At 71.4% G+C, this 24,646-nt stretch carries 17 protein-coding genes and 1 pseudogene; 7 read left to right on the top strand and 11 right to left on the bottom strand.

The window, feature by feature from the left end; all coding sequences use genetic code 11:
• Positions 1–22: 22 nt before the first annotated feature.
• A complete protein-coding gene (locus tag DKM19_RS49130) occupies positions 23–838 on the top strand; it encodes an alpha/beta fold hydrolase (RefSeq protein ID WP_162642395.1) in 816 nt (271 codons plus the stop codon).
• A gap of 136 nt (positions 839–974) precedes the next feature.
• On the opposite strand, the gene DKM19_RS49125 is transcribed toward DKM19_RS49130, so the two are convergent.
• The 3 genes from DKM19_RS49125 to DKM19_RS49120 form a co-directional block, all read right to left on the bottom strand.
• A complete protein-coding gene (locus DKM19_RS49125; protein ID WP_162642392.1) occupies positions 975–2,861 on the bottom strand; it encodes a BTAD domain-containing putative transcriptional regulator in 1,887 nt (628 codons plus the stop codon).
• 773 nt (positions 2,862–3,634) lie between these two features.
• Positions 3,635–3,808 carry a hypothetical protein gene (locus DKM19_RS50460; protein ID WP_162642390.1) on the bottom strand — a complete coding sequence of 58 codons (174 nt, stop codon included), beginning with the start codon at positions 3,806–3,808 and terminating at the stop codon, positions 3,635–3,637.
• Positions 3,809–3,844: 36 nt separating this feature from the next.
• Positions 3,845–4,732 (bottom strand): alpha/beta hydrolase, encoded by an 888-nt coding sequence (locus tag DKM19_RS49120; RefSeq protein WP_110705378.1) that lies wholly within the window; start codon positions 4,730–4,732, stop codon positions 3,845–3,847.
• Between the two features lie 115 nt (positions 4,733–4,847).
• Here DKM19_RS49120 and DKM19_RS49115 point away from each other — a divergent pair, with 115 nt between their 5' ends.
• Positions 4,848–5,291: a MarR family winged helix-turn-helix transcriptional regulator gene (locus DKM19_RS49115; protein ID WP_110705377.1), complete on the top strand. Its 444-nt coding sequence runs from the start codon at positions 4,848–4,850 to the stop codon at positions 5,289–5,291.
• A 103-nt stretch (positions 5,292–5,394) separates the two neighbouring features.
• Here the strand turns inward: DKM19_RS49115 and DKM19_RS49110 are convergent, their stop codons facing one another.
• The 8 genes and pseudogenes from DKM19_RS49110 to DKM19_RS49070 form a co-directional block, all read right to left on the bottom strand.
• Complete coding sequence (locus tag DKM19_RS49110) at positions 5,395–6,225, bottom strand: discoidin domain-containing protein (RefSeq protein ID WP_162642388.1); 831 nt, start codon at positions 6,223–6,225, stop codon at positions 5,395–5,397.
• A 368-nt stretch (positions 6,226–6,593) separates the two neighbouring features.
• Positions 6,594–8,195, bottom strand: coding sequence for an alkaline phosphatase (locus DKM19_RS49100; protein WP_110705375.1), 1,602 nt, complete (start codon positions 8,193–8,195; stop codon positions 6,594–6,596).
• An 88-nt stretch (positions 8,196–8,283) separates the two neighbouring features.
• Complete coding sequence (locus DKM19_RS49095; RefSeq protein WP_110705374.1) at positions 8,284–9,690, bottom strand: FGGY-family carbohydrate kinase; 1,407 nt, start codon at positions 9,688–9,690, stop codon at positions 8,284–8,286.
• Between the two features lie 45 nt (positions 9,691–9,735).
• Complete coding sequence (locus DKM19_RS49090) at positions 9,736–10,776, bottom strand: 2-hydroxyacid dehydrogenase (protein ID WP_110705373.1); 1,041 nt, start codon at positions 10,774–10,776, stop codon at positions 9,736–9,738.
• Positions 10,777–11,156: 380 nt separating this feature from the next.
• Positions 11,157–11,300: pseudogene (locus tag DKM19_RS53220) on the bottom strand (helix-turn-helix domain-containing protein); the annotation flags it as partial.
• Between the two features lie 180 nt (positions 11,301–11,480).
• A complete protein-coding gene (locus DKM19_RS49080) occupies positions 11,481–12,266 on the bottom strand; it encodes a DeoR/GlpR family DNA-binding transcription regulator (RefSeq protein WP_110705372.1) in 786 nt (261 codons plus the stop codon).
• A gap of 40 nt (positions 12,267–12,306) precedes the next feature.
• On the bottom strand, positions 12,307–12,891 hold the full coding sequence (locus DKM19_RS49075) for a histidine phosphatase family protein (RefSeq protein WP_110705371.1): 585 nt from the start codon (positions 12,889–12,891) through the stop codon (positions 12,307–12,309).
• 76 nt (positions 12,892–12,967) lie between these two features.
• A complete protein-coding gene (locus DKM19_RS49070) occupies positions 12,968–14,446 on the bottom strand; it encodes an FGGY-family carbohydrate kinase (protein ID WP_110705370.1) in 1,479 nt (492 codons plus the stop codon).
• A gap of 146 nt (positions 14,447–14,592) precedes the next feature.
• Between DKM19_RS49070 and DKM19_RS49065 the strand changes: the two genes are divergently transcribed.
• From DKM19_RS49065 to DKM19_RS51470, 5 genes are all read left to right on the top strand, one after another.
• Positions 14,593–17,271, top strand: a complete 2,679-nt coding sequence (locus DKM19_RS49065) for an alpha-L-rhamnosidase (protein ID WP_110705369.1) — start codon at positions 14,593–14,595, stop codon at positions 17,269–17,271.
• The gene (locus tag DKM19_RS49060) at positions 17,268–18,578 is read left to right on the top strand and encodes an extracellular solute-binding protein (RefSeq protein ID WP_110705368.1); all 1,311 of its coding nucleotides are present in this window, start codon (positions 17,268–17,270) and stop codon (positions 18,576–18,578) included. Before DKM19_RS49065 ends, DKM19_RS49060 begins: the two co-directional genes overlap by 4 nt.
• Positions 18,579–18,738: 160 nt before the next feature.
• Positions 18,739–19,662 (top strand): carbohydrate ABC transporter permease, encoded by a 924-nt coding sequence (locus tag DKM19_RS49055; RefSeq protein ID WP_110706536.1) that lies wholly within the window; start codon positions 18,739–18,741, stop codon positions 19,660–19,662.
• A complete protein-coding gene (locus tag DKM19_RS49050; RefSeq protein WP_204358590.1) occupies positions 19,659–20,474 on the top strand; it encodes a carbohydrate ABC transporter permease in 816 nt (271 codons plus the stop codon). Before DKM19_RS49055 ends, DKM19_RS49050 begins: the two co-directional genes overlap by 4 nt.
• Before the next feature lie 38 nt (positions 20,475–20,512).
• Positions 20,513–24,595, top strand: a complete 4,083-nt coding sequence (locus DKM19_RS51470) for a hypothetical protein (protein WP_204358589.1) — start codon at positions 20,513–20,515, stop codon at positions 24,593–24,595.
• Positions 24,596–24,646 lie beyond the last annotated feature (51 nt).

The following is a 24,646-nucleotide window of genomic DNA, read 5'->3' as shown; positions in this document are numbered from 1 at the left end:
ACCCGAAAATCGGGGGGCAACCATGACCTATATCAATATCGGCGACCATCGTCTGTTCTATACCGACGATGGTGCGGGCGATCAGGCCGTGCTTCTCCTGCACGGCGCGACCTGCGACTCACACGACTGGTCCTGGCAGATCGACCCCTTCGCCGCCGATCACCGGGTGATCGCTCCGGACCTCCGCGGCCATGGCCGGTCCTCGGAGATCCCGGGAGATCACACCCCGAAGGCCCTTGCCGAGGACCTGGCGCTGCTGCTCGACCGGATCGGCGCGGGGCCGGTCGTCGCGGTGGGCCACTCGCTGGGCGGCACCGTCGCCTCGGTGCTCGCGGTCGAGCGGCCCGACCTCGTCCGTGCCGTCGTCGCGCTGGATCCGGGCTACGGCTTCGACGCGGAATTCGCCGCGGGAGCCGCCGACGCGTTCCGCGGCCCGGACCCGATCGCCGTCGCCACCGCGCTCCTGTCGAGCGTGGAGAGCACGGAACCCCTGCCGGCGACCGAGTGGCTGCCGACCTGGCACCGTCGCCGGACACTCGGCATGTCCCCGGAGGTCGTCGCCGAGGTGTTCATCGGCATGTTCGAGGCCTCGGCCGACGTGACCCGGCGCCCGGCCGGTGAGGAGTACCTGCGCCGCCGCGCCTGCCCCGTCCTGACCGTCTCCACGCAGACGGTCCTGAACATCAAGGGCATCGACGTCGGCTGGGACGAGTCGGTGGCGAGCGTCCACCCGTACAGCCTGGCGGTGGTCTGGGACACCGGTCACTGGCTGCAGCAGGAGAGACCGTCGACGTTCAACGCGCTGGTGCTCGGCTGGATGGCCGGGCTGCCTTCCTGACCTTCTCTCCGGCGTCCTTCCAGGAGGTACGGCACGTCAGCGCGATCGTCTTCCCCGCACCGCCGAGGTCCCCCGGCACCGTCCCGCTCACTTCCCCAGTGACCCGCCCTCCGCACCGTCAGGGAACCACGGCACGTCAGCGCCCTATGGCGTGCGACAGCAGCAGGAGATCCGCCAGCGGGTCGGTGTGCTCGCCGTCAAGACCGGGCAGACCGGCGCCGCGAGAGAGATCCGCGGCTCGCATGTGAAAGTCGATCAGTCTGCTGATGGCCGCCTGGCACGCCGCGGGACCGTCGTCGAGCATGGCGCGGCGCCGAGCGTAGGGTTTGACCACGTCGTGGTAGGAGTATCGGCCGGAACCGCACACCTCCATGAGATGGACGTCCACGAGCGACTCCAGCAGACTCCTCGCCTGTTCCACGGGCAGGTCGAGGATCGCCGCCGCGGCGGAGACCGAGACGTCGGGGCCTTCGGCCAGCGCGACGAGCCGGAACGCGCGAGCCTGTGCCTCGTCCAACTGCCTGTACCCGAGGGCGAGCGGCGCCTCGGCCGCCGGGCAGTCCGTGTGCCTGCCGGTCAGCCGGCGCATCTCGTCACGCAGGTGACGTTCGGCCGCCGCCACGGTCCAGCCGGGCCGGGTCGTCAGCCGGGCACCGGCCAGCCGTATCGGCAGCGGCATGAAGAAGCACGCGGCGACCAGTCTCCGGGCGGCCTGCGGCTCGGCCCGCACCCGGTCGGCACCGGCGACGCGTTCGAGCAGCGCCAGCGCCTCGTCCGGCGAAAAGGAGCCGAGCGTGTGCCAGCGCACGCCGGGAAGGTCCAGCATCGCCTGCCGGCCGGTGATGACGACGGCGCATCCGGGTGTGGCCGGCAGCGACTCGCGGATCTGGGCGCTGTCGCGCACGTTGTCCAGGACGATGAGAACGCGGCGTCCCGCGAGGATGGTGCGCCACAGGGTCGCCCGCTCGTACAACGTGTCGGGCATCTCCTCCTTGAGGACCCCGTAGGCGCGCAGGAAGACCGCGAGCACGGTGGACGGATCGGACGGCTCGCCCATCGCCTCGAGGTCGGCGTAGACCTGGCCGTCGGGGAACGCCTGCCGTACGGCATGGGCGGCGTGGATCGCCAGGGCGGTCTTGCCGACCCCGCCCAGCCCGATGACGCCCACGACGGGCACCTCGTCCGGCCTGGTCAGAGCGTCGCTCAGCTCTTGCAGCGCCACGGCCCTCCCGCTGAAGTCGGGAAGGTCGGGCGGCAGCTGGGCGGGTGTCCACCGGGGTGGCGCCGGCGGGGGCCGGTGCCCTGACGGACCGAGCAGCAGCGGGTCCGCGTCGAGAATGCGCCGGTGCATCCGCTGCAGGCCCGGCCCGGGGTCGATGCCGAGTTCCCCGACCAGCAGGCGCCGGCCCTGCCGGAACAGGGCGAGCGCGTCGGCCTGCCGTCCCGATCTGTACAGGGCCAGCATCAGCAGCTCACGCGGCCGCTCACGCAACGGGTGCTCGGCGACCATGGCGGAAAGCTCCGTGATCGACTCGATGTCCCGGCCCAGCTCCAGGTCGATGTCGAGCCGTTCCTCGGTGGCGTCCAGCCTGAGCTCGACCAGCCGCATGCGCCGGGCGTCCGCGTACGCGCCGGGGACGCCGGCGAGCGGCCGGCCCTCCCAGAGAGCCAGCGCGTCCCGCAGCAGCACCGCGGCGGCGGCGGGTTCGCCGTTGTGACGAGCCGTCCGCGCCCGCGCGACCCGCTCCCGGAAAAGCGTCAGGTCCAGCTCTCCCGGCTCTGTCCGCAGCGTGTAACCGCCCCACGTCGAGTGGATCGCGACCGGATGGAGCACGCGGCGCAGCCGGGAGATGTACGTGCGCAGGGTGCTGACCGCGGAACGCGGCGGGTCGTCGCCCCAGATCGTGTCGATGAGCTCCTCCAGCGTCACCTGCGTGCCCTCGTGCAGCAGCAGGATCGCGAGCGTCGCGCGCTGCTGCGGCGAGCCCAGGTTCAGCTCGGCGCCGTCGAGCCACGCACGCACCGGGCCGAGCAGCGTGAACCGGAGCCCCGCCCCCGTTCGGCTCCCGCTCCTCTGTGGCCCAGGGCTTCCGTCGACGTCAGGAATATGAAGATCGCCCATGCTGTGGGTCGAGGAGAAGTCGGACATGCTTATCGGCGTTCTCCACTGTCGTCACGAATGCCGCCTTCGGGACATCCGATGGTCGGCACGACCATAATGCCGCTTCACCCTTGTAAGAAAACCGTAGAAATCTTGTAGGGGTCCGCCCCGAACGGCCGCCGGCGCGCCCGGCTTGGGCACACCGGCGGCCGTCATGTTTCCGTGGGACGGCTTTCAAGGGGAGCTTCGGAACATATAACCCGATTCGGGTTAATAGGATGTCTCCAGACTTTAACCGGGACGTTTCGGGGACGGATGTCGTCCTCCGTCGCGGAAAATATGATCAACGTCGCGTGCGGGGCGAATGTCGCTCTCCATCGCGAGAACCGGTCAACCTCGCGCACAAGGACGGATGCCACTCCCCATCGCGGGAAACCCGATCGACCCCCTGTACGGGGGGGTATCACTCTCCATCGCGGGAAATTCGATCAACGTCGTGCGCGGGGCCGCCAGGGCCCTTATTAAAAACGATCACGGTCATTTATTGATCACGGCGATGTGAACCGTGGCTGCGTCGTGCACGGCGATGTGAACCGTGGCTGCGTCGTGCACGGCGATGTGAACCGTGGCTCCGTCGTGTACGGCGATGTGAACCGTGGCTCCGTCGTGCACGGCGAGTTTGTCAAACCTGGTCGTCACCGCACGGCGAGTTCGCCGAACCCGGTCGCCGCCGCACGGTCGCGTTCGAGCCGGTTGACGCCGCGCTCCACGGCATGGCGTCGCCTGTGCCGTCCGGGGTCGAAGGCCGGGGGCCCGCCGTCCTTCGACCCCGGCTTGCGCCGGCTACCGACGCGCCATCCGAAGATCACCCCGGAGCGGCCGTCACCGCGGACTCCGCTACGGGCCTAGGCGTCGAAATGAGCGCGGAGGAAGGCGCCCGCCCTGGTCAGCGCGGCGTCTCCCTCTTCGAGGATCGCCGCGAATATCTGGAAGACGTGCGGCACCTCCGGCGTCACCTCCAGCGTCACCGCGACATCGGCGGCGGCGGCCGCGGTGGCGAGCCGGGTCGCGTCGTCCAGCAGGATCTCGTTCGACCCGACCTGGATCAGCAGCGGCGGCAGGCCGGTCAGGTCCGCGAAGACGGGGCTGACCAGCGGATCCGTCGTGTCACCCGCGCCGACGTAGTCGGCGGCCCGGCCCCGCAGGCCCTCCTGGCTGAGCACGGGCTCGGCGGCGGCCTTGGAGGTCATGCTCGCCCCGGACAGGGTCAGGTCGGTCCACGGGGAGAGCAGGACGGCCGAGGACGGCTGCGGAAGCCCCTCGCTCTTCAGCTTCACCAGGGTAGCCAGGGCCAGGCCGCCGCCCGCGGAGTCGCCGGCGATCCCGATCCGGGAGGCGGGGACACCGCTGTCCAGCAACCCCCGGTACGCGGCCACCGCGTCCTCGACCGCGGCGGGGTACGGGTTCTCCGGGGCCAGCCGGTAGTCGACGTTGACGACCCGGCTGCCGGCCCGCCGGCCGAGCCCGGACGCCAGCCCCGCGAAGCTCTCGGCGCTGCCCATGACGTAGGCGCCGCCGTGGAGGTAGAGGATGACATCCTCCGCGTCGACGCCGATCAGGTCGACGTTGACCACGGGTACGCCGCCGAGCGTCGAGTGCGTTGTCTTGACGTCGTCGGCCAGTGGCGTCGATCGCATCAACCGGTCGAAGCCGACCCGCTGCTCCGCCAGGTCAGAGGCCTGGGACGGCTGCCGAATCATCTGGTCGAGGGCGTCGCGCTGTTCCTTGCTCATGATCGTCCTCCGTTCGGTCCCTGACGGGACCCGCTACTTTGACTCATGGGGGTGGTGCTACCGGCCTCAACATGTTGCCCAGGAATTTAATTCCATGGAATCTAAGTGCGGTGTGATGAACGTCAGGCAACTCTTCATCGACCTGGTGCGACTGGAGACCGAGCTGTGGGACGCGGTCGACCAGCGGTTGCGCACCGAGTTCGACCTCCCGCTGGGCAAGTTCGACGTGATGCAGGCGATCGCCCGCATCGAGTCGTGCCGGGTGTACGACATCGCACACGAGCTGTCGATCACCGTCGGGGCCGCCAGCAAGGGAGTCGACCGCGTCGAGGCGACCGGGCACTGCGTACGCCGGCCCAACCCCGACGACCGGCGCTCATCGATCGTCGAGCTCACGCCCGCCGGCGAATCCCTGCTCGCGGAGGCCACCGTCGTGGTCGACGGCGAGCTCGACATCCGGCTCGGCGCGGCGCTGCCCAGGCAGGAGCTCGAACGGCTCGGCGCCACCATCGCCGCTCTGCGAACCGCCGGAGCCCGCGCCGACGCGGAAAGGCGCTGACCGCCGCCGGCCGGCACCGGAAGATCACCCCTGATCGGCCACCGCAGCGGACGTTGACGCGGTCCTCGAAGCCTTGACACGGACCTGGAAGCCTGACGCAAGCCTAGGAGTAGGCCTCGACCTCGATGATCCTGCTGTAGTTGTCGGGGCCGTTCGAGGCCAGCGTGGAGATGCGGACGGCGTCGGCGGTGACGGGGGCGAAGTCCGACCTGACCGTCCCGGCGGTGTTGCCGCGGACCTGGGCGACCGTACGCCACCGGCCGTCCTCCCTGACCCGCACGTCCCAGTCGCGCAGCCCCAGCCAGGCCGCCGGGTAGCGCTCGGTGTCCAGGGTGTACAAATCGACCCGGGAGAGCCGCCGGGGCCCGCCGAGCGCGATGTCGAGCGTGTCCGGCCAGACCCGGGAGGTGGCGTCGTTCCAGCCGTTCCCACCCGCCCAGCCGCTGGAGTCGCGGTCGCCGTCGACCACGCTGCACAGCGGATAGTTGGCGCCGGTGTGCTGCGACGACGCCGTGACCGGCCGGTGGAGCGCCAGGTTGCCTCCGTTGTCCAGCTCGCCGACGTCGACAACGGAGATCGGCACGGTCAGCTCCTCCTCTCCGGCCTTCAGGCGCAGGCCGTACTCACCCACGGGGGTCGCCGGTGGGACGCCGACCAGCAGCTTCGCGCCGAGTTCGTAGCCCGGCGGCAGGTAGCTCGACAGCATGGGGCGCGAGGCGACGAGCGGCCGGTCGATCTCGACGAACATGTCCGCGTAGAGGGGTTCCCTCGCGTCGCTGCGCATGCCGATCTCCAGCTTGGCCGGGCAGGCAGCGTCGACGCCGAGCGGTGCGACCAGCCGGCCGGCCCTGGAGATCGGGGTCAGCCTGCCCGTCCCCTTCGAGATGCCACGCCTGACCCGGATGCCGGGGTCCTGCGCGGGGGCGCCGACCACGGGCTTCGACGACTGTACGGCGAGCCCCCGGCCGGATGCCCACGGTCCTGACGTCTCCGGTCCGGGCCCTCCCTGGCCGGACGCCCCCATTCCAGATGCCCCCGTTCCGGACGTCCCTGACCCGGACATACCCGATCCAGATGCCCCCGTTCCAGACATCCCTGACCCGGACATACCCGATCCAGATATCCCCGTTCCGGACGTCCCTGATCCGGACGTCCCTGATCCGGACGTCACGGCGGCGACGGATCCGGGTGCCGCGAGCCCGGGTGCCACGGCGGCGTCGGCGGCGGGGCCGGCGAGGGCGGCCGCGACGGCGACGGCGAGCGCGGCGGTGACACGTGGACGGCGCATGTTCGTTGCTCCCTTCAGAGAACCTGCAGGCCGGGGAGACCGTTCAGTGCCACGAGGCTGCCTCTGGTCGACACCGGGGCACCGACCCTGTCGACGTAGGGGACCACCTTGAAGTCGGCCTGCCACCGGGCCCTCGTGATGTCGCAGGCGACGTAGCCGCGCTGGTAGCTGGAGAACCTGATGTGCGGGTTGACCGGGTCGGAGCCGCCGGCGGGCAGGCCGATCGCGGCGCTGCCGTTGCCTCCGCTGCTGATCGAGGTGCCGATGAACTCGACGCCGACGGTCGGCGAGGCCGGATCGTCGAAGTTCGCCTTGAGCTCCCCGGCGACGTTGTTGTGGAAGTCGCCGGTGAGCACCACCGGGTTGCTCACCCGCCGCTCGGCCATGCCGTTGATCACTCGTTCCTTGGCGGCCCGGTAGCCGTCCCACATGTCCATGCTGAGTCTCTCGACGGGGGCGGGGTCGTCGTCCAGCTGGCACATGGCGATCTGCTGGGCGAGGACGTTCCATCGGGCGCCCGTGACGTCGAGACCGTCGAGCAGCCACTTCTCCTGCTCGGCGCCCAGCATCGTGCGGGCGGGCTCGAGCCTCTCCGCGCAGTCGTGGCGCGGGCCGTCGCCGCACGCCTGGTCGTCGCGGTACTGCCGGGTGTCGAGGACGTTGAACTCCGCGAGGTCGCCGAACGTGAATCGGCGGTAGATCCGGGCGTCCGGACCGTCCACGGGCCGAGGCAGCCGCATCGGCAGGTTCTCCCAGTAGGCCCGGAAGCCGTTCGCCCGGATGACGAGGAAGTCCTCGGGCGTGACCTCCCCGCCGGGGCCCGCGAATCCGGCCCAGTTGTCGAGCACCTCGTGGTCGTCCCAGGTGACGATCCACGGGGCGGACTGGTGGGCGGCCTGCAGGTCGGGGTCGCTCTTGTAGAGGCCGTACTGGATCCGGTAGCGGTCGAGGGTGTCGCACTGCACCCGGAGCTGGTCGGGCACCGGGGTGTTCCGCGTCCCGCCGCTCGCGGCGATCCCGTACTCGTAGATGTAGTCCCCCAGGTGGAGGATCACATCGGCGTTCTCGTTCGCGAGGTGGCGGTAGGCGGTGTAGAACCCGTCCGGCCACGAGGCGCACGAGGCGAACGCCATCAGGAGTCGCTCGGGACTGCTGCGGACCGCCGGCGCGGTCTTGGTCCTGCCGACCGGGCTGATCTCGCCGCAGGCACGGAAGCGGTAGAAGTATTCCCGGCACGGCCTGAGCCCCCGCACGTCCACGTGGACCGAGTGGCCGTACTCGGGAGCGGCCCACGTGCTGCCGTACGTGGCCCGCCGGGCGAACCCCGGGTCCTCGGAGATCTCCCAGTCGACCTTGATCCGCCCGTACGGCATGCCGCCCAGGGGTTCGAGCGGCCGCACGGCGAGCCGGGTCCAGAGGATCACGCTGTCGGGCAGCGGATCACCCGAGGCGACGCCGAGCTGGAAGGGATAGCCGTCCCCGCCCCCGGATCGTGCGGTCCAGGGGTCGGCGAGGTTGGTGGTGAAGGCCAGCGCCATCGCGGCGCCGGTGAGACCGAGGAAGGTGCGGCGGGAGGGATCGCTGAGCATGCGAGCGAGCCGCCGATCGTCGTTCATGGTTCTCCCGGAAAGATGGGGGAAGAAGAAGATCGGCTCGCATTTTTAGCAATCGAAATGTGTTCTTAACAAGGTCTGACTTTATATTTCACAGTGAACTTCTCAGGCCCCGCACGTCGTCGAGATAACGCCGGTAGGGCTCCTCCATGTCGTGACGGGGTTCGTACCAGCGCGTTCCCGCCGTCCAGGTGGCTTCGTCCACGGTAAGCCCGAACCGGCGGGCCGCCGTCAACGCCGCGCCCATGGCGCCCACCTCGGGTCCCCGGGCCAGCCGGAGCGGGCGCCCCAGCACGTCCGCGAAGATCTGCAGCCAGGCCTCCGAACCGGTGCCGCCACCGCAGACGGCCACCTCCCCGGTCAGCCCCGCCGCCTCGAAACAGTGCCTCGCCGCGAAGGCCAGCCCCTCACATCCGGCACGGACGACGTCCGCCCTGGTCACGGCCAGCTCCAGTCCGTCGAGCCGGCCCCTCGCATTCGGCTCGACGAACGGCGCGCGCTCTCCCGACGGGGAGAGGTACGGCAGGAAGCGCACGCCCCGCGCCCCGGGCGGGCTCTGCCCGAGGAGCGCGCCGAGCTCGTCGTGCCTGACCCCGACCAGGCCGAGCAACCAGTCGAGCGCCGCCGTACCGGTCATGGCGGGCATCGCGCGCAGCCAGCCGTCCGGCAGGCAGAGGGTCTGGCCGGCGGGCTCTCCGCCCAGGTCGAGGCGGTCGGTGATGACCTCGCAGGCGAGCGTGGTCCCGATGATCAGCAGGCCGTCGCCGGGCCGGGTGACGCCCGCCCCCGCGGCGCAGGCGGGCAGGTCGTACGGCCCCGCGGAGAGGGGGACGCCCCTGAAGGCGCCCCCTAGGATCTCCCCGGCCGGGAGCTCGGCGGAGACGGGCGGGAGCAGCCCCTGACGATGCTCCAGACCGCACAGGCGGAGAAGATCGACGTCGCGGATCCTCGTTCGCGGATCGGTGAACAGGTTGGAGGCGTCGGACAGGTCCGTGGCGCGCACGCCGGTGAACCGCTGCATGATCATGTCCTTGCAGCGGGCGGCGGTGGTCGCCCGATCCAGCGTCTCGGGGCTGGTGCGGTCGAGGTGGGCGAGCAGGGGCGCGCCCGCGCCGGGGAAGGCGGCGTTGCCGGTGCGCCGGAACAGCTCCTCGAACGTGCCGTCGCGCATCCATCCGTCCACCAGCGGGGTGGCGCGGCCGTCCAGCCAGGACAGTGCGGGCCCCGCGGGCCTGCCCTCGCCGTCGAGCAGCCAGAGCCCGTCTCCCTGGCCGGTGAGCCCGGCGGCCTGGACCTCGTCCGCCCGGACGCCCCGGGCCACGAGCCGCCCGAGGACGTCCTCGACGGCCGCGACCACCGTCTCCGCGTCCTGCTCGACCTGTCCGGGACCCGGGTGGGAGAGCGCCAGCGACCGCGACTCGACCGCCACCACCTCGCCGTCCGGCGCGAACGCCACCGCCTTGACTCCGGACGTCCCGGCGTCGACTCCGACGATCATCTCCAGCTCCTGCTCATAGGGGACCGCTGAATCGAAAAGGGGTGGTCAGCCGGTGAGGGACGGGGCGGCGACCGCGTAGGAGAGGGGCTCGTCGCGACACCAGCGGGCCACCTCCTCGACCGCCATCCGGATCGCGCGGTCGGCGGTCTGCCGGGTGGCCCCCGCCAGGTGCGGGACGAGGAGGGTGCCCGGCGCGGACCTCAGCGGGTGGGACGCGGGCAACGGCTCCGGCTCGTAGACGTCCAGGCCGGCCCCTCCCAGGTGTCCCGACTCCAGGGCCGCCGTCAGCGCGTCCGTGTCCACGAGCGCGCCCCGCGCGGTGTTGACCAGGACCGCGCCGCGAGGCATCAGGGCCAGCTCGGCGGCGCCGATCAGGCCGTGCGTCTCGGCGGTGAGCCGGGCGTGCAGGCTCACCACCCGGGAGCGCGCGAGCAGCTCGGGCAGCTCCACCGGGGTCACGCCCTCCGGCAGCGGACCGGCGAACGGGTCGGTCACGAGGACGCGGGCGCCGAGCGCCTGGAAGGCGGCGGCGACCCGGCGGCCGATGGCGCCGAAGCCGACGATGCCCACCTCGGCGCCGTCGAGCTCACCGCCGCAGGCGTCGTACGCGTAGAGGTCGGAGCGCCACTGCCCGTCGCGCATCGTGGCGTGCACCTCGCTGAGGCGGCGCAGCACGCCCAGGGTCAGCGCCACGGCCAGCTCCGCCGCGGCGGGGGCGTTGCGTCCCGGGGTGGAGCACACCGTCACCCCCCGCGCGGCGGCCTCGGCGAGGTTGACGTTGACGGGCCCGCCCCGGGTGACCACGAGGAGCTTCAGCGCGGGGGCGCTCGCCAGGACCCGAGAGGTGAACGGCGCCATCTGGGTGATCGCGACCTCGACGTCCCGGAGCGCGGCGATCAGCTCGTCCTCGTCTCCGGACGCCTCGTGCACCTCGGCGATCGGGCCGAACGGCCGCATCGGCCACGGCCCGGTCAGGGACGTCACCGCGACGCGCTCGCCCAGCTCGGCGTGGAGCCCCTCGGCGACGGCGGAGGGCCGGACAAAATGATCTCCGGCGACCAGCACGTTCACAACATCTCTCAGCATGACCTGAAACGCTACCGCAATGATGTGAAAGCTAACATAGTTAATGTTAATTATCTCACCCGGGCTGGCGGAGACGGACTCCTCACCGGCGTCCCCCGATTCATCGTGGCGGGAGGGGTGGCGCCGACCCCGCCGAGGGCCGGCGCCAACGTTGCGGTGGAGGTCACCGCAGTTTGCCGTAGAACGTACGGAGGTCGTCGACGAGCACGTCGGGCACGATGTGCGCGGCATAGTTGCCGCCCCGGTCGTAGGACTCCCAGTGCACGATGTTCCTGTGGTCGCGGCAGCCACGCGCAGGCGGCGCGCGCCTCGGTGAGCTGACGGCACCGCTCGGCAAACCCCGGCGCCGGCGCGCGTCCGTGCTGCCAGTGGGCGTGTTGTTCTACGGCCAGGTTCCACACATATCGGGCGTGTCCGCAGTGCTCCAGCAGCGCCGCCTCTTGAGCGGGCGAGGGCTGCGGCCGGTAGCGCGACACACCGGGCAACCTACCGATCCCCACCGACAAAAACCGGGAGACCACCATGACTGACCGCTCCGCGCTTCCTTCCCGTCCTGAAGGACGGGGCCTCCACGCTACAGGTGCTCGGTGACGACCAGGCCCCGCTCCTCGCACATCGCCCCGTCCGGCCTGCGGTGATCACTCACGGCGGCAGAGGTCGCAGCGCTTGGACCCGCAGCGACACGGCTCGTGCGAAGAACAGGGCTAGAGCTCGGCGACCTCGACGTTGCGGTGCTTCTCGCGCAGGCGCTGGACGGCGTCGGCGGGAGCGCGCGCGTCGACGACGATGAGGTCGAAGTCGTCGAGCGGGGCCACCCGGTGCAGCGCCACCCTGTCGAGCTTGGAGTGGTCGATGGCGAGGATGCGGCGGGACGCGGAGCGGAGCATCGCCCTCTTGACCAGCACGATCTCCTGCTCCTGGTGGAAGGCGTAGCGGTCGGAGATCGCGGAGGTGGAGACGATCACCACGTCGGTGCTCATCGCCTCGACGGCGTCCACGCAGGCGACGCCGAGGAAGGAGTCGTGCGTGGGGTGGTACTCCCCGCCGAGCGCCATCAACCGGATGCCGGGGGCCGCCGCGAGCAGCTTGATCGCTTCCAGGAAGTTCGTGACCACGGTGAGCGGGGTGATGTCGCCCAGGTGCCTGGCCACCGCGAGGGCGGTCGTGGAGTCGTCGAGCATGACCGAGCTGCCGGGCTCGACGAGCCGTGCGACGTGCCGCGCGATCGCCTCCTTCTCCTCCTGGTTGGCGGTGAGCCGGTAGACGATGTTGCTCTCGAAGACGTTGGAGGCCTGCGCGGTGGCCCCGCCCCGGAACTTCCGTACCATCCCCTGGCGTTCGAGCTCGTCCAGATCGCGGTGGACCGTCATCACGCTGACCGCGAAGGCCTCGGCGAGTTCGGTGACCGAGGCCGAACCCTGGCGCATGACGTGCTCGGCCATCGCCTGACGCCGGGAGGCGCCGCCGGCCGTGTGCTGACGCGAATTCACCTGGCGAGCTCCAAGACTGTGTTGATCGCGCATCGTAGCGCTATTGGATCGGAGAGTTGAAACGCCGCAGCGCCGGACCTCCCGGGCCGAAGGCCAGCTCGGTCACCGAGCCGTGCTCGATGACCGGCAACCGCCTGCGGTAGTCGGCCAGCGGGATGCCCAGGAGCCCGCACAGGGCCAGGCGCAGGATCGTGTTGTGCGCGACCACGAGGATCCGCCCGCTCGAACCAAGCTCCCGCAGACACTCGGTGACCCGCTCCACGGCCTTGACCGGGTCCTCCCCGCCGGGCAGGAAGTCCGCGACGGGATCGGCCTCGAAGCGCCGCACGACGTCGGGGTCCATCTCGGCGCGGAGGAGTCCCTCGGCGGTGCCGAAGTCCAGTTCGCGCAGGCGAGGGTCGGTCCGCAGCTGCAGCTTCGCGGCGCCGGCCGCGCCGACGGCGGTGTAGCGGGCGCGCGCCAGGGGCGAGGACACCACGCCGGTCAAGCCGGCTCCCCGCGCCCATCGCGCGAGCAGCCGGGCCTGGCCCTGCCCCACCTCGTCGAGGGGAATGTCGCTGACGCCCGCGTAGCGTTTTTGGACGCTCCACTCGGTACGGCCGTGCCGGGAGAGAAAGATCGTCATAACGCGACCGCCTTCGCTGCGAGTCCGGTGGTGAGGTGTTCCCGCTCGGCGAGCGCGCCGGCGGGCAGAAAGATCATCATGGCGCGACCGCCTCCGCCGCGAGTTCGGTGGTGAGGTAGTCCCGCTCGACGAGCGCGTCGACGAGCAGGCGGAAGCTCTGCTCGAACCGTGCCACGCGGTCCGGACGGGGGTCGATCCGCTCGCCGCGGGGCACCATCTCCCTGGCGGTCTCGTCGAGCGAGCGCCCGGACGAGGCGGCGAGCACGGCCATGCCGACCGATGCCTCGGGGTAGCGGGGGATCTGGACCGGCATGCCGAGAATGTCGGCGCGGAGCTGGCACCAGTAGCGGCTGCGCGTGGCTCCGCCGACCAGCGCGAGGGGCTCGGAGACGGGGGCGCCGAGCAGGGCGAGGGCGGCCACCCCCAGCCGCTCCCCGTACGCGACGCCCTGGAGCAGCGCCGCGTAGTGCTCGGCCTCCGGCCCGATCTCGCCGACCACGACCTGCTCGGCGTCCGGCCGGTAGAAGGGGAAGCGCTCACCGCGGGCGGTGAGCGGATAGATGACGGCCCTCGCGGGTTCGTACCGTGCGGCGGCCTCATCGAGGGCGGCCAGGTCACGGCCGGGGAACACCGAGGCCAGCACGCCGGCGCCGACGTTCGACGCGCCTCCGGGCAGCCAGCCGCCGTCGGGGTGGCGGTGGCTGTAGACGGCGCCGTTGGGGTCGCGCAGGAGCTTCTCGCTCACGCCCTTCAGCACCAGTGTGGTGCCCAGCACGGACACACCGCTGCCGGGCGTCAGCGCGCCGGCGGCGATCTGGCCCGCGCAGCCGTCGGTCATGCCCGCGACGATCACGCACCCCTCGGGGAGACCGGTGAGGGCGGCGGCCTCCGCCCCCACCTCGCCGATCGGACTGCCAGGGCGCACGACGGGGCCGAACAGGTCGGAGGGCAGGCCCAGCCTGGACATCACCTCCAGCGGCCAGCGCTCCCCGAGCGAGTCGTAGCCGCTCTTCAGCGCGTGGCTGGAGTCGGTCGCGGTCAGCTCGCCCGCCAGGCGCGCGGTCACGAAGTCGGCCGAGTGCAGCAGCCGTGCGCCGGTGGGCAGCCCGCCGTTCTCGGCGAGCCAGAGCAGCTTGGGCAGCGCCCACGAGGCCTGGATCCGCACGCTCAGATCGTCCCAGAGCTCGCGTCCCGCGGCGGTCACCCGCTCCACGTAGGGGCGGCCCCGGTCGTCGTCGTACATGAGGGCGGGCGAGACGGGCCTGGCCGCGGCGTCTGCCAGCACGATCGTGCCGGAGGTGCTGCACACCGCGAGCGCGCGGATCCGCCCGGGGGCGAGGTCCGCCGTGGCCTGCCGGCACGCCGCGACCGCGGCCCGCCACCAGTCTTCGGGGTTCTGCTCGTGCCCACGTCCCTCGCCGCGAAGGCTGTCCAGCGGGGCGGACCCCGTCGCCAGCGGCGTGCCCCGGCCGTCGACGACGGTCACCCGCACCCCCTGGGTGCCGATGTCCATCCCGGCCCACGCGGGATCACCTGTGAAGTTCTCAGAACCCATGCGCCCTCTCATGCCCCGACCACGACGGATTCCCGCAGCGGTCACTCTTGACACTCAGATCTGGTGGCTCATAGTCTCCACCCATCGTTCACAAAATCACACCATAAGTCGTTAGATTTAACAAAGAGATAGCAGGAGGATGACAGGTGACGGTCGCGGCCAGGCTGACGCCGTACGGACTGCGCTGCGAGCACCGCCGGACGCCGCTCGGCGTCGGCGAGCCCCGGCCGCTGCTGTCGTGGCGGCTCACATCGGCGCTGGCGGGCGACGACCCCGTGGCCTACGAGCTGCGGGTGGGCATCCGGCCGAGCGGTGGGATCGACGGTCCGGAGACCGGTGAACCGTCGAACGGCCAGGTCTCGGAGGCCGGTGAATCGTCGGACAGTGAAATCCCGCAGACCGGTGAACCGTCGAACGGCGAGGCCGGTGACTGGTCGAGCGGCCGGGTCGAGGACCCCGCCGCGATCGGCGCGGTCTACGGCGGGCCACCGCTCCTTCCCCGCACGAGGTACGGCTGGCGCGTCACGGTCTGGGCGCAGGACGGCACCGCCGGCAGCGCGGAGTCGTGGTTCGAGACCGGCCAGGACCTCTGGCAGGCGTCCTGGATCGCGCACGACCCCGACGCCGTCGAACACGTCGACCCGCCGACCGAGGGCGACCAGGCACTCAGCGACCACGGGCTGCTGCCCTGCCCCCAGCTGCGCACGAGCTTTGCGAGCACCGCGGTGAGGAGCGCCAGGCTCCACATCAGCGCCAAGGGCCTGTACGAGGCCAGGGTCAACGGCCACCGCGCCGGCGACGCCGAGCTCGCCCCGGGCTGGACCGACTACCGCAGGCGGATCCAGTACCAGGTCCACGACGTGACCCCGTTCCTGCTCGACGGCGAGAACGTGCTGGCCGTGACGCTCGCCGACGGCTGGTGGAGCGGCTTCGCCGGGTTCGACCCCCGCAGGCCCGGCTACCACTACGGCCGCTTCCCCGAGCTCATCGCCGAGCTCCACCTGACCTTCGAGGACGGCTCCACCCGGGTCGTCGCCACCGGCGAGGACTGGCGCACCGGCCACGGCAGGATCCGCTACGGCGACCTGCTCAAGGGCGAGTGCCACGACGCCCGCGCCGAGACCCCCGGCTGGGACCTGCCCGGCTTCGACGACTCCTCCTGGCGCCCCGCCGTGGTCACCGGGGACGACCACTCCCTCCTGGTCGCCTCCCGCGACGAGCCGGTGCGCGCCCTCGGCGAGCTGCTCCCGGTCTCCTCCACCCTGGTCCGGCCCGGCGTGCACCTGGTCGACTTCGGGCAGAACATCGCGGGCCGGGTGCGGCTCACCGTACGGAACCGGGAGCCGGGGCTGCGGGTGACCGTACGGCACGGCGAGAAGCTCGACGGCGACGACCGCCTGCACACCGCGAACCTGCGCACCGCCGACGCGACCGACGTGCTGATCACCGCGGGCGGGGCGGAGGAGGTGTTCGAGCCGCGTTTCACCTACCACGGCTTCCGCTACGCCGAGGTGAGCGGACTCGACCGGCTCGACGACATCCGGGCGGTCGTCCTGCACAGCGACACCCCGCAGGCCGGCACGTTCGAGTGCTCGGACCCGGAGATCAACCGGCTGTACGAGAACATCGTCTGGGGCCAGCGCGGCAACTTCGTCAGCGTCCCCACCGACTGCCCGCAGCGCGACGAGCGGCTGGGCTGGCTCGCGGACGCGCAGGTGTTCCTGCCCACGGCCTGCTTCAACGCCGACGTCTCCGGATTTTTCAGTAAATGGATGCAGGATGTGGTCGACGCCCAGTCACCCGAGGGCGGATTCTCCAATGTCGCCCCGCTGCTCAGCGGGGTGGCCGACGAGGGCGCGCCGGGCTGGGCGGACGCGGGGACGCTGATTCCCTGGCACCTCTACCGGACCTACGGCGACGAGAGATTCCTCGACGTCGACGCCATGACCCGGTGGGTGGACTTCGTCGCGCGGCACAACCCCGACCTGATCTGGCGGCACCGGACCGGACCGCACTTCGCCGACTGGCTGTCCCCCGGCCCCGCCACCCCCCGCGAGGTGCTGGCCACCGCGTTCTTCCACCGCAGCGCGGCGCTCACCGCCGAGGCCGCCCGGGTGCGCGGCCGGCACGGCGAGGCGGAGCGCCTCGGGGCCCTGGCCGCCCGCATCCGTGAGGCGTTCACCGCGGAGTTCGTCGGCGACGGCGGCCTGGTCCAGGGCGACACCCAGACCGGATACCTGCTGGCGCTCGCGTTCGGCCTGCTCACCCCCGAGCAGGGACGCGACGCCGCCGCGCGGCTGGCCGCGCTGGTCGAGGAGTCCGGCCCGCTGACCGGTTTCCTCGGCGTCAACCTGCTCTGCCCGGTGCTGTCCGCGCACGGCCGCGACGACCTCGCACACGCCCTGCTCCGCAGGACCGACCCGCCGTCGTGGCTCTACCAGGTGCAGCGCGGCGCGACCACCGTGTGGGAGCGCTGGGACGGAGTCGGGGCCGCCTCGATGAACTCCTTCAACCATTACGCGTTCGGATCGATCGGCGAGTGGCTCTACAGCGGCGTCGCCGGGATCGATCAGGCACCCGGCTCCGTCGCCTACCGGGAGCTGGTGATCCGGCCACTCCCCGGCGAGCTGAGCGGCGCCCGCGCCTCCTACGAGTCGGCGCGCGGCCTCATCTCGGTGAGCTGGCGAAGCGACGACAGAGGTTTCCGCCTCCAGGCGCACATCCCACCCGGCGCCACGGCGACGGTGCACCTGCCCGGCGGCGACATCCGCCGGGTGACCTCGGGGGACCACATTTTCGAGCTAGTCCGAGGAGAGAAAGCATGACCGACCTTCGCGACGCCAGAATCAGCCGCGCCCAGTTCTTCCGCATGATGGGCGGCCTGGCAGTGGCAGCCGCAGCCACCGCGTGTTCCACCAACCCCCAGTCGAGCGGCACCACCGCCACCGGCGCGAGCGGCGCCGCGGCGGTCGACCTGAAGTTCGTGGGCGTCGCCGACCAGAAGGCTCCCATGGACGCGCTGCTCGCCGCCTACAAGCAGGCCAAGGCCGGCGTGTCCATCGCGGCCTCCTACGCCCCGACCGACCAGGTGCAGACCTCGCTGCGCACCCAGCTCGGCGCGGGCAACGCCCCCGACCTGCACGTCGTCTACCCCGGCAGCGGCAGCGCGATGTCGATGACCGAGATCGCCAAGGCCGGGCTGCTCGCGGACCTGTCGGCCCAGGCCTGGACGCAGACGATCCCCACCGGGTTCAAGCCGGCCTTCCAGCAGGACGGCAAGACCTTCATGTACTCGGCGGGCTCGTCGGTCATCGGCGCGATCTACAACAAGAAGGTCTTCCAGGACGCGGGCATCGACGCCCCGCCCACCACGTGGACCGAGTTCCTCGGGCTCTGCGAGAAGCTGAAGAAGGCGGGCAAGGTCCCGATCGCGCTGGGCGCGCAGACCCCGTGGGTCACCCAGCTCATCAACTACGCCCTCGTACCCTCCACCGTCTACGCGAAGGACCCGACCTTCGACGACAAGCAGTCCGCCGGGCAGACCAGCTTCGCCCAGTCCGGATGGCGCGACGCCATGGAGATGTATCTGGAGCTGCAGAAGCGCGGCTACTTCAACGACAAGCCCAACGGCACCACCTTCGAGCAGCAGACCTCGATGGTCGCGACCGGCAAGGCCGCGATGGCGATCCAGGTGTCGGCGGTGCTGCCCGCCTTCCGCGACGCCGCCACGAGCCCCGACGACCTGTCGATGTTCCCGCTGCCCGGATCCGACGACGCCGCCACCGTGTGGATCCCCGCGGGCGTCGTCGTGGGGCTCGGCGCGAGCGCCAAGGGCAAGCACGCCGAGGAGGCCAAGGCCTTCATCGACTTCCTCGGCAAGCAGGAGAACATCAACATCTGGGCCAAGGCGGTCGCCGCGATCCCGCTGACCCAGGACGCGAACTCCACGATCGACCCGGCCGTGGAGTCGTTCCTGCCCTTCACCAAGGACCGGGCGGTGCCGTTCATGGACCAGCGCTGGCCCAACGCCGAGGTGCAGCCGACCCACTTCGCGGTCGTCCAGGAGTTGCTGTCGGGGAAGAGCACGATCGACGAGGCGCTGAAGAAGATGGACGAGGCGTACGCGAAGTGAACGGTCCACACCCCGTGGCAGGTCCGGGCCACGTGACAGACCCGAGTCGCGTGGCCGGCCTGGGCCGCGTGCCGAACCTGGGCTCTGTGACGGGCCCGGGCCGCGCGCCCGACCCGGGCCGCGCGAGATGGCATGCCGTTCCGGGCGGATGGGAGATCCCGTGACCCTGACCACCCAGCCGCCGGTCGAGACGCCGCCCGCCGTACGGGCGCGGCGGCCCCGGCGCGCGTCCTCGTTCTCCCCCTCCTGGTGGTTCGCCGTACCCGCCCTGCTGGTCTACGCGGGGGTCGTGCTCTACCCGAGCATCGTGGGCGTCTTCTACGCCTTCACCGACTGGAGCGGCATCGGCGAGGGGAAGTCCTTCGTCGGCCTGGCGAACTTCCGGGCGATCCTCGGCGACGAGCAGGTCATGGGCTCCCTCGGGAACACGCTCCTGCTGACCGTGGCGATCCTGGTCGTGCAGAACGGCGTGGGGCTGCTGCTGGCGCTCGGCGTGCACGCCAAGCTGAAGAGCAGGGCGCTGCTGCGGGTGGTCTTCTTCTCACCCGTCGTGGTCAGCCCGGTCATGGTCGCCTTCCTGTGGAAGTACGTCTACACCCCGGACCCCTCCGCGGGCCTGAACGGCCTGCTCGGTCTGGACATCGACTGGCTGGGCGACCCGTCGATCGCGCTGTGGTCGATCGCGGGCATGGTCGTGTGGCAGTACGCCGGTTACTCGATGGTCATCTTCCTGGCCGGCCTGGAGGGCGTCCCGAAGGAACTACACGAGGCCGCGATGATCGACGGTGCGGGCACGCTCCAGCGGTTCCGCTACGTCACCTGGCCGCTGCTCGCCCCAGCCTTGACGATCAACCTGATGCTCTCCACGATCGGCGGGCTGAAGCTGTTCGACCAGGTGTTCGCGGCGACCAGCGGCGGCCCCGGCTACGCCACCGAGACCCTGTCGACCGTCCTGTACAAGCAGGCGTTCGTCTACGGCAAGTTCGGCTACAGCACGGCGATCGCGCTCGTGCTCGCCCTGTTCGTGGCGGCGGTTTCGCTCGTGCAGATCTACTACCTGCGCTCCCGGGAGGTCGCCCAGTGAGGTCCAGGACCTTCCTGCTGGAAATCGTCATGATCGCGGTGGCGGTGGCGTTCCTCTTCCCCGTCTACGCGCTGGTCACCCTGTCGCTGAAGAGCCCCGACCAGATCTCGCAGACCCCGCTCTCGCTGCCGAACCCGCCGACCACGGCCAACTTCACCGAGGCGTGGTCGGCGGCGGCGCTCGGCCCGTCCCTGATGAACAGCACACTGATCACGGTGGCCAGCCTGATCGCGCTGATCGGGCTCGGCTCGTTCGCCGCCTACTTCCTGGCGCGGACCGCGACCCGGCTCGGTTACGGGCTGTACATCCTGTTCCTGCTCGGCATCGTGCTGCCGTTCCAGCTCGGCATGATCCCGCTGTACGAGCTGGTCAGCGACCTGGGCCTGATCGGCACGCACGCGGGGATGATCATTTTCTACACCGGCGTCCAGATGCCGTTCACGATCTTCCTCTACACCGGTTTCATCCGGGCGCTCCCCCGCGAGTACGCGAGCGCCGCCCAGATCGACGGCGCCTCGCACCTGACGGCCTTCACCAAGGTCGTCTTCCCGCTGCTGCGGCCGATCACCGGCACGGTGCTGATCCTCAACGCCGTGTTCATCTGGAACGACTTCTTCACCCCGCTGCTCTACCTCGGCGGTTCCGGATTCGAGACGGTCCCGGTGAGCGTCTTCGCGTTCGTCGGCCAGTACGTCTCCGACTACGGCCTGGTCTTCGCGGGGCTGGTGCTGGGCGCGCTGCCGATCGTGGTCGTCTTCCTGGTGCTGCAGAAGTATGTGATCAAGGGCTTCTCCAGCGGTCTGAAGGGCTGACCCATTTTCCGCGGCCCGCGCCGCGCCGGAGGTATTCGATGAACGTGTTCGACGCGCTGCGCGACCCGCCCCGCAGCCACTCTCCCGCCGCGATCTGGTGGTGGAGCGGTGAGCCGCTGCGCAGGGACCGGCTGCGCTGGCAGATGGAGCGCCTCGTCGCGGGCGGCGTGCACAACCTCGTCATCCTGAACCTGGCCCCGTCCGGCCCGCTGTTCGGCGCCGACGCCGACGACCCGCCGTTCCTCTCCGAGGCCTGGTGGGAGCTGCTGGACGGGGTCTGCGAGGACGCCCTGGAGATCGGCGCCCGTCTGTGGTTCTACGACCAGCTGGGTTTCTCCGGCGCCGACCTGCAGGCCCGGCTGGTGCAGGAGAACCCGGGCTTCGCCGGGCAGTGGCTCGCCGCCGACGGCTCGATCTCCTCTCGCGGCTTCGACTACCTGTCCCCCAAGGCGTGCGAGGTGCTGCTCGACCGGGTGCACGGCGAGTTCGCGCGGCGGCTGGGCCACCGGTTCGGCAACGTGATCGTCGGCTCGTTCCAGGACGAGCTGCCGTCGATGCCCACGTGGTCGGCGACGTTCGCCGAGGAGTTCCTCGCCAGGCGCGGCTACCCGTTCTCCCAGGACGGCGGTCCCGCCGTCCGGCGCGACTACCAGCGGACCAGGGCCGAGCTCGCCGAGGAGGCGTTCTTCCGGCCGCTGTCGGAGTGGCACGCCGAGCACGGCCTGCTGAACGGCTGCGACCAGCAGGACCCGGCCCGCGCGGGACACCCCGTGGAGGGCGTCGAGCTGTACGCCGACTACACGCGCACGCACCGCTGGTTCAGCGCGCCCGGCTCCGACCACCACGGCGACGCCCGGGTGCACTCCTCCCTCGCCCACCTGTACGGCCGGCCGCGCACGTGGATCGAGGCGTTCCACTCCAGCGGCTGGGGCGGCACGCTGGAGGAGACGTTCGACTGGCTGCTGCCCTGGCTGCGGGCGGGGGCCAATCTCTACAACCCGCACGCGGTCTACTACACGACGAGGGCCGGCTGGTGGGAGTGGGCGCCGCCGTCGACCGACTGGCGCCAGCCGTACTGGCGGCACCACCGCGTCTTCGCCGACGCGGTCACCCGCCTGTGCGCGGTGCTCTCCCTGGGCCACCACCTCTGCGACGTCGCGGTCCTCTTTCCCACGGCCACCGCCCAGGCGGGATCCGGAGACGGTGAGCAGGACTTCGCCGTACGGGCATCCGAAAGCAACGGCAGGGACACCTCAGTACAGTCGAGCTCCGGAAACGATGCGCGGGACACCACCGCGGACAACGAGCGGGCCGCTGCCCAGGCTGGATCCGGAAACGGCGAGCGGGACATCACCGCAGACAACGGACGGGCCACCGCCCAGGCTGGATCCGGAGACGGTGCGCGGGACGCCGCTGAGCGGGCGCAGCGCGTCTACCGGGAGCTCGTGGGCGACATGGCGTGGTTCCAGACCGTCCCCGGGGCGCTCGACCGGCTCTGCCTGGACGCCGACGTGATCGACGACGAGTCCGTCCAGCGCGCGGTGGTCACGGGCGGCAGGCTTGAGGTGTCCACCGAGTCGTACGGGGTCATCGTCCTCCCGGCGGCCACCGTCCTCGACGAGGTCGTCGCCGAGCGCCTGGACGCGTTCGCGGCGGCCGGCGGCCGGCTGATCGCCGTCGAGACGCTTCCCGACTCCCCACTGCTCCGCAGGCGCTTCGAGGAGGGGACCGCGCGGTTCGCGGCGTCGGCCGCGGATCTGGAGCGGGCCCTGGCGGGGTTCGTCCCCCGGGTCGAGGCCCCCGTGCCGCCCCTGGTGCGCGAGGTGGACGGCACGACCGTGGTCTTCCTGACCGCCGCGTTCCCGAGGGCGAGCGAGATCAGCGTCGGCAGGCCGGACGAACGCGGCGTCGAGCTGGGCTGGCTGGACGCGACCTGCGACTTCGACCCCGGCCGCTACCGGCGGGAGATGCGGGTACGGGTCCGCGGCGTGACGGGCGCCCCGCTGCTGGCGAGCCCCTTCGGGGGCGAGCCCCGCCCCCTGCCGTACACCGTCGCCGACGACGTCGTCGAGGTGACCGTCCCCTTCGACGACGGCCCCGCCGCCCTCCTGTTGTTCCCCGCCCCGGGGACGGTCCCCGGGCTCCTCGTCCCCGGAACATCCTGCGAGCCTTCCACCCCCGAAACACCCTCCGAGCTCTCTGCTCCGGGGACGCCCTCCGGCTTCGCCTCCTCGGGGGAGCTCTCCGGCTCGGAGACGCCCTTCGGCTTCGCCTCCTCGGGGGAGCTCTCCGGCTTCGCCTCTTCCGGGACGTTCTCCGAGAAGCCGGCTCGGGACGCGGCCACCGAGCGGACAGACCCGGGGAGAGGCGCCGAACCCTTGAGCTCAGCGGCAGACCCCGGAGCGCGGCGCGAGCCGTACACGCGGGAGATCGACCTCGGCGACGAGTGGGACATGGAGCTCGTACCGACGCTCGACGACACCTGGGGCGACTTCGGCACGTCCGCAACGATCGAGCGGTGGGAGGTGGAGACGCCGGACGGCGACCCCGTGCACGTGACGTTCGGCCCGCACGGCCTGCAGCGGACCGGTGACGGCGACTGGCATCCCGCGGTCTGGTCGACCTCGCGCGGCCTGCGCAAGGACCCGATCCACCGCGACACGCTGGGCCCGAAGGGGCACGTCCCCGAGGAGTTCCTCGACTTCGGCCCCGTCCCCGCGGGCCGGGCCGCATGGTTCCGCACCCGCGTCACCGTCCCCGGCACGCCGTCCGCGACCGGCGCCCCCGCGTCGTCGTTCCCCGGCCGCACCGCCACCCCACCGACCTCGCCCGGCTCCGCAACCTTCGTGACCTCACGCGACACCGCTGCTTCGCCGGTCGCCGGTCGCGGTGACACACCGGAGGCCTGGCTGGTCGTGGGGGCGGCGGCGGCGAAGGAGGTCTGGGTGGACGGGGTGGAACTCCCCCTCGACGACTCCGGATACCTCGCCGTCTGCCCGGCCCCGCTCACCCCCGGCGAGCACCTGCTGGAGCTCCGGCTCACCCCCGACGAGGACCTCCTCACGCTGCGGGCGCACGTGTCCCTGACGGCGGATCCGGGAGCCGCCCGCAGGCCCGAGTGGATCACCGGTCCCGACATGGAGACGGTCGTCGAGGCCGAGGAGGGCACGCTCCAGGTCGCCTCCACCGCGACCTGCCTGGTGCTGGTGAACGGCACCGAGGCCGGGCGGCAGGGCGGGTTCGACCCGTACGCGGAGGCGGACATCCCGCGCGTACGCCGCTACAACGTGTCGCACCTGCTGCGTCCGGGGCCCAACACGATCCGGGTGGAGTCGGAGGGGGCCGTGCTCGTCGACGGCCTGGTGGTCTCCGGTCCCGGCTGGTCGAGCCGTCCTCCCGTACGGCGGCGCCAGCACGGCGACCCCGCCGCGCTCCACCTCCGTCCCCGACCGCACCCGCTCCCCGAGGCCGGATGGATCGACGCGCGCGCCACCGCCCTGCCCGCGACCTTCGCGGTGCCGGACTCGGCGGAGCGGGTCGAACGGTTCCTCGTGGACATTCCGCCGGGCGCGACGCTGATGGAGGCCGACGCGCACGGCCCGGTCCGGGTCCTCGTCGACGGCGTGGAATCCGGCCTCCCCGCCGTCCTCGACGGCTCGGCCCGCCGGGCCGAGCTCCAGGTGACGACCCGTCCCGGCTTCCAGGGCGGCGCGGCTCTGGCCGGGCCGGTCAGGTTCGCCTGCGGGCCCGGACGGATCAGGCTGGGCGACTGGGAGTCGCAGGGTCTGGCCGGATACAGCGGCGGTGTCCGCTACCGGACCGCTCTCCGGCGCCCCGGGCTGGCAAAGCTCGATCTGGGACGGGTGCGCGGCACGGCGGAGGTGATCGTGAACGGGCGTTCGGCGGGGGTGCGCGTCTGCTGGCCGTACACCTTCGACCTGAACCTGGACGCGGAGGAGAGCACGATCGAGATCCTCGTGCTGGGCACGCTGGCCCCCTACCTCGACGCGGTCAGCCCCACTCACTTCGTCTTCCCCGGCCAGCGCCTGACGGGCCTGTTCGGCCCCGTGATCCTGAGAACGGAGGACGCCACGAGCCCTGGCCCGCACCAGGTCACCTGAGCCGCGGGTGCGGCAGACGGCACGGCCGCGTCCCCGTCGCGAGGGAGAGTG

Source organism: Streptosporangium sp. 'caverna' (assembly GCF_003203775.1).
In the GTDB taxonomy this organism is placed as follows: Bacteria; Actinomycetota; Actinomycetes; order Streptosporangiales; family Streptosporangiaceae; genus Streptosporangium; species Streptosporangium subroseum.
Note: the sequence above shows the minus strand (reverse complement) of the source record. Positions and strands in the feature narration are given on the sequence as shown.

Excerpts from the sequence above, each read along its gene's own strand:
- DKM19_RS49075 (WP_110705371.1), bottom strand. The coding sequence starts at position 12,891 with ATGACGATCTTTCTCTCCCGGCACGGCCGTACCGAGTGGAGCGTCCAA.
- DKM19_RS51470 (WP_204358589.1), top strand. The coding sequence starts at position 20,513 with ATGAACGTGTTCGACGCGCTGCGCGACCCGCCCCGCAGCCACTCTCCC.
- DKM19_RS49120 (WP_110705378.1), bottom strand. The coding sequence starts at position 4,732 with ATGAGCAAGGAACAGCGCGACGCCCTCGACCAGATGATTCGGCAGCCG.
- DKM19_RS49060 (WP_110705368.1), top strand. The coding sequence starts at position 17,268 with ATGACCGACCTTCGCGACGCCAGAATCAGCCGCGCCCAGTTCTTCCGC.
- DKM19_RS49070 (WP_110705370.1), bottom strand. The coding sequence starts at position 14,446 with ATGGGTTCTGAGAACTTCACAGGTGATCCCGCGTGGGCCGGGATGGAC.
- DKM19_RS49090 (WP_110705373.1), bottom strand. The coding sequence starts at position 10,776 with ATGCTGAGAGATGTTGTGAACGTGCTGGTCGCCGGAGATCATTTTGTC.
- DKM19_RS49130 (WP_162642395.1), top strand. The coding sequence starts at position 23 with ATGACCTATATCAATATCGGCGACCATCGTCTGTTCTATACCGACGAT.
- DKM19_RS49115 (WP_110705377.1), top strand. The coding sequence starts at position 4,848 with ATGAACGTCAGGCAACTCTTCATCGACCTGGTGCGACTGGAGACCGAG.
- DKM19_RS49095 (WP_110705374.1), bottom strand. The coding sequence starts at position 9,690 with ATGATCGTCGGAGTCGACGCCGGGACGTCCGGAGTCAAGGCGGTGGCG.
- DKM19_RS49100 (WP_110705375.1), bottom strand. The coding sequence starts at position 8,195 with ATGAACGACGATCGGCGGCTCGCTCGCATGCTCAGCGATCCCTCCCGC.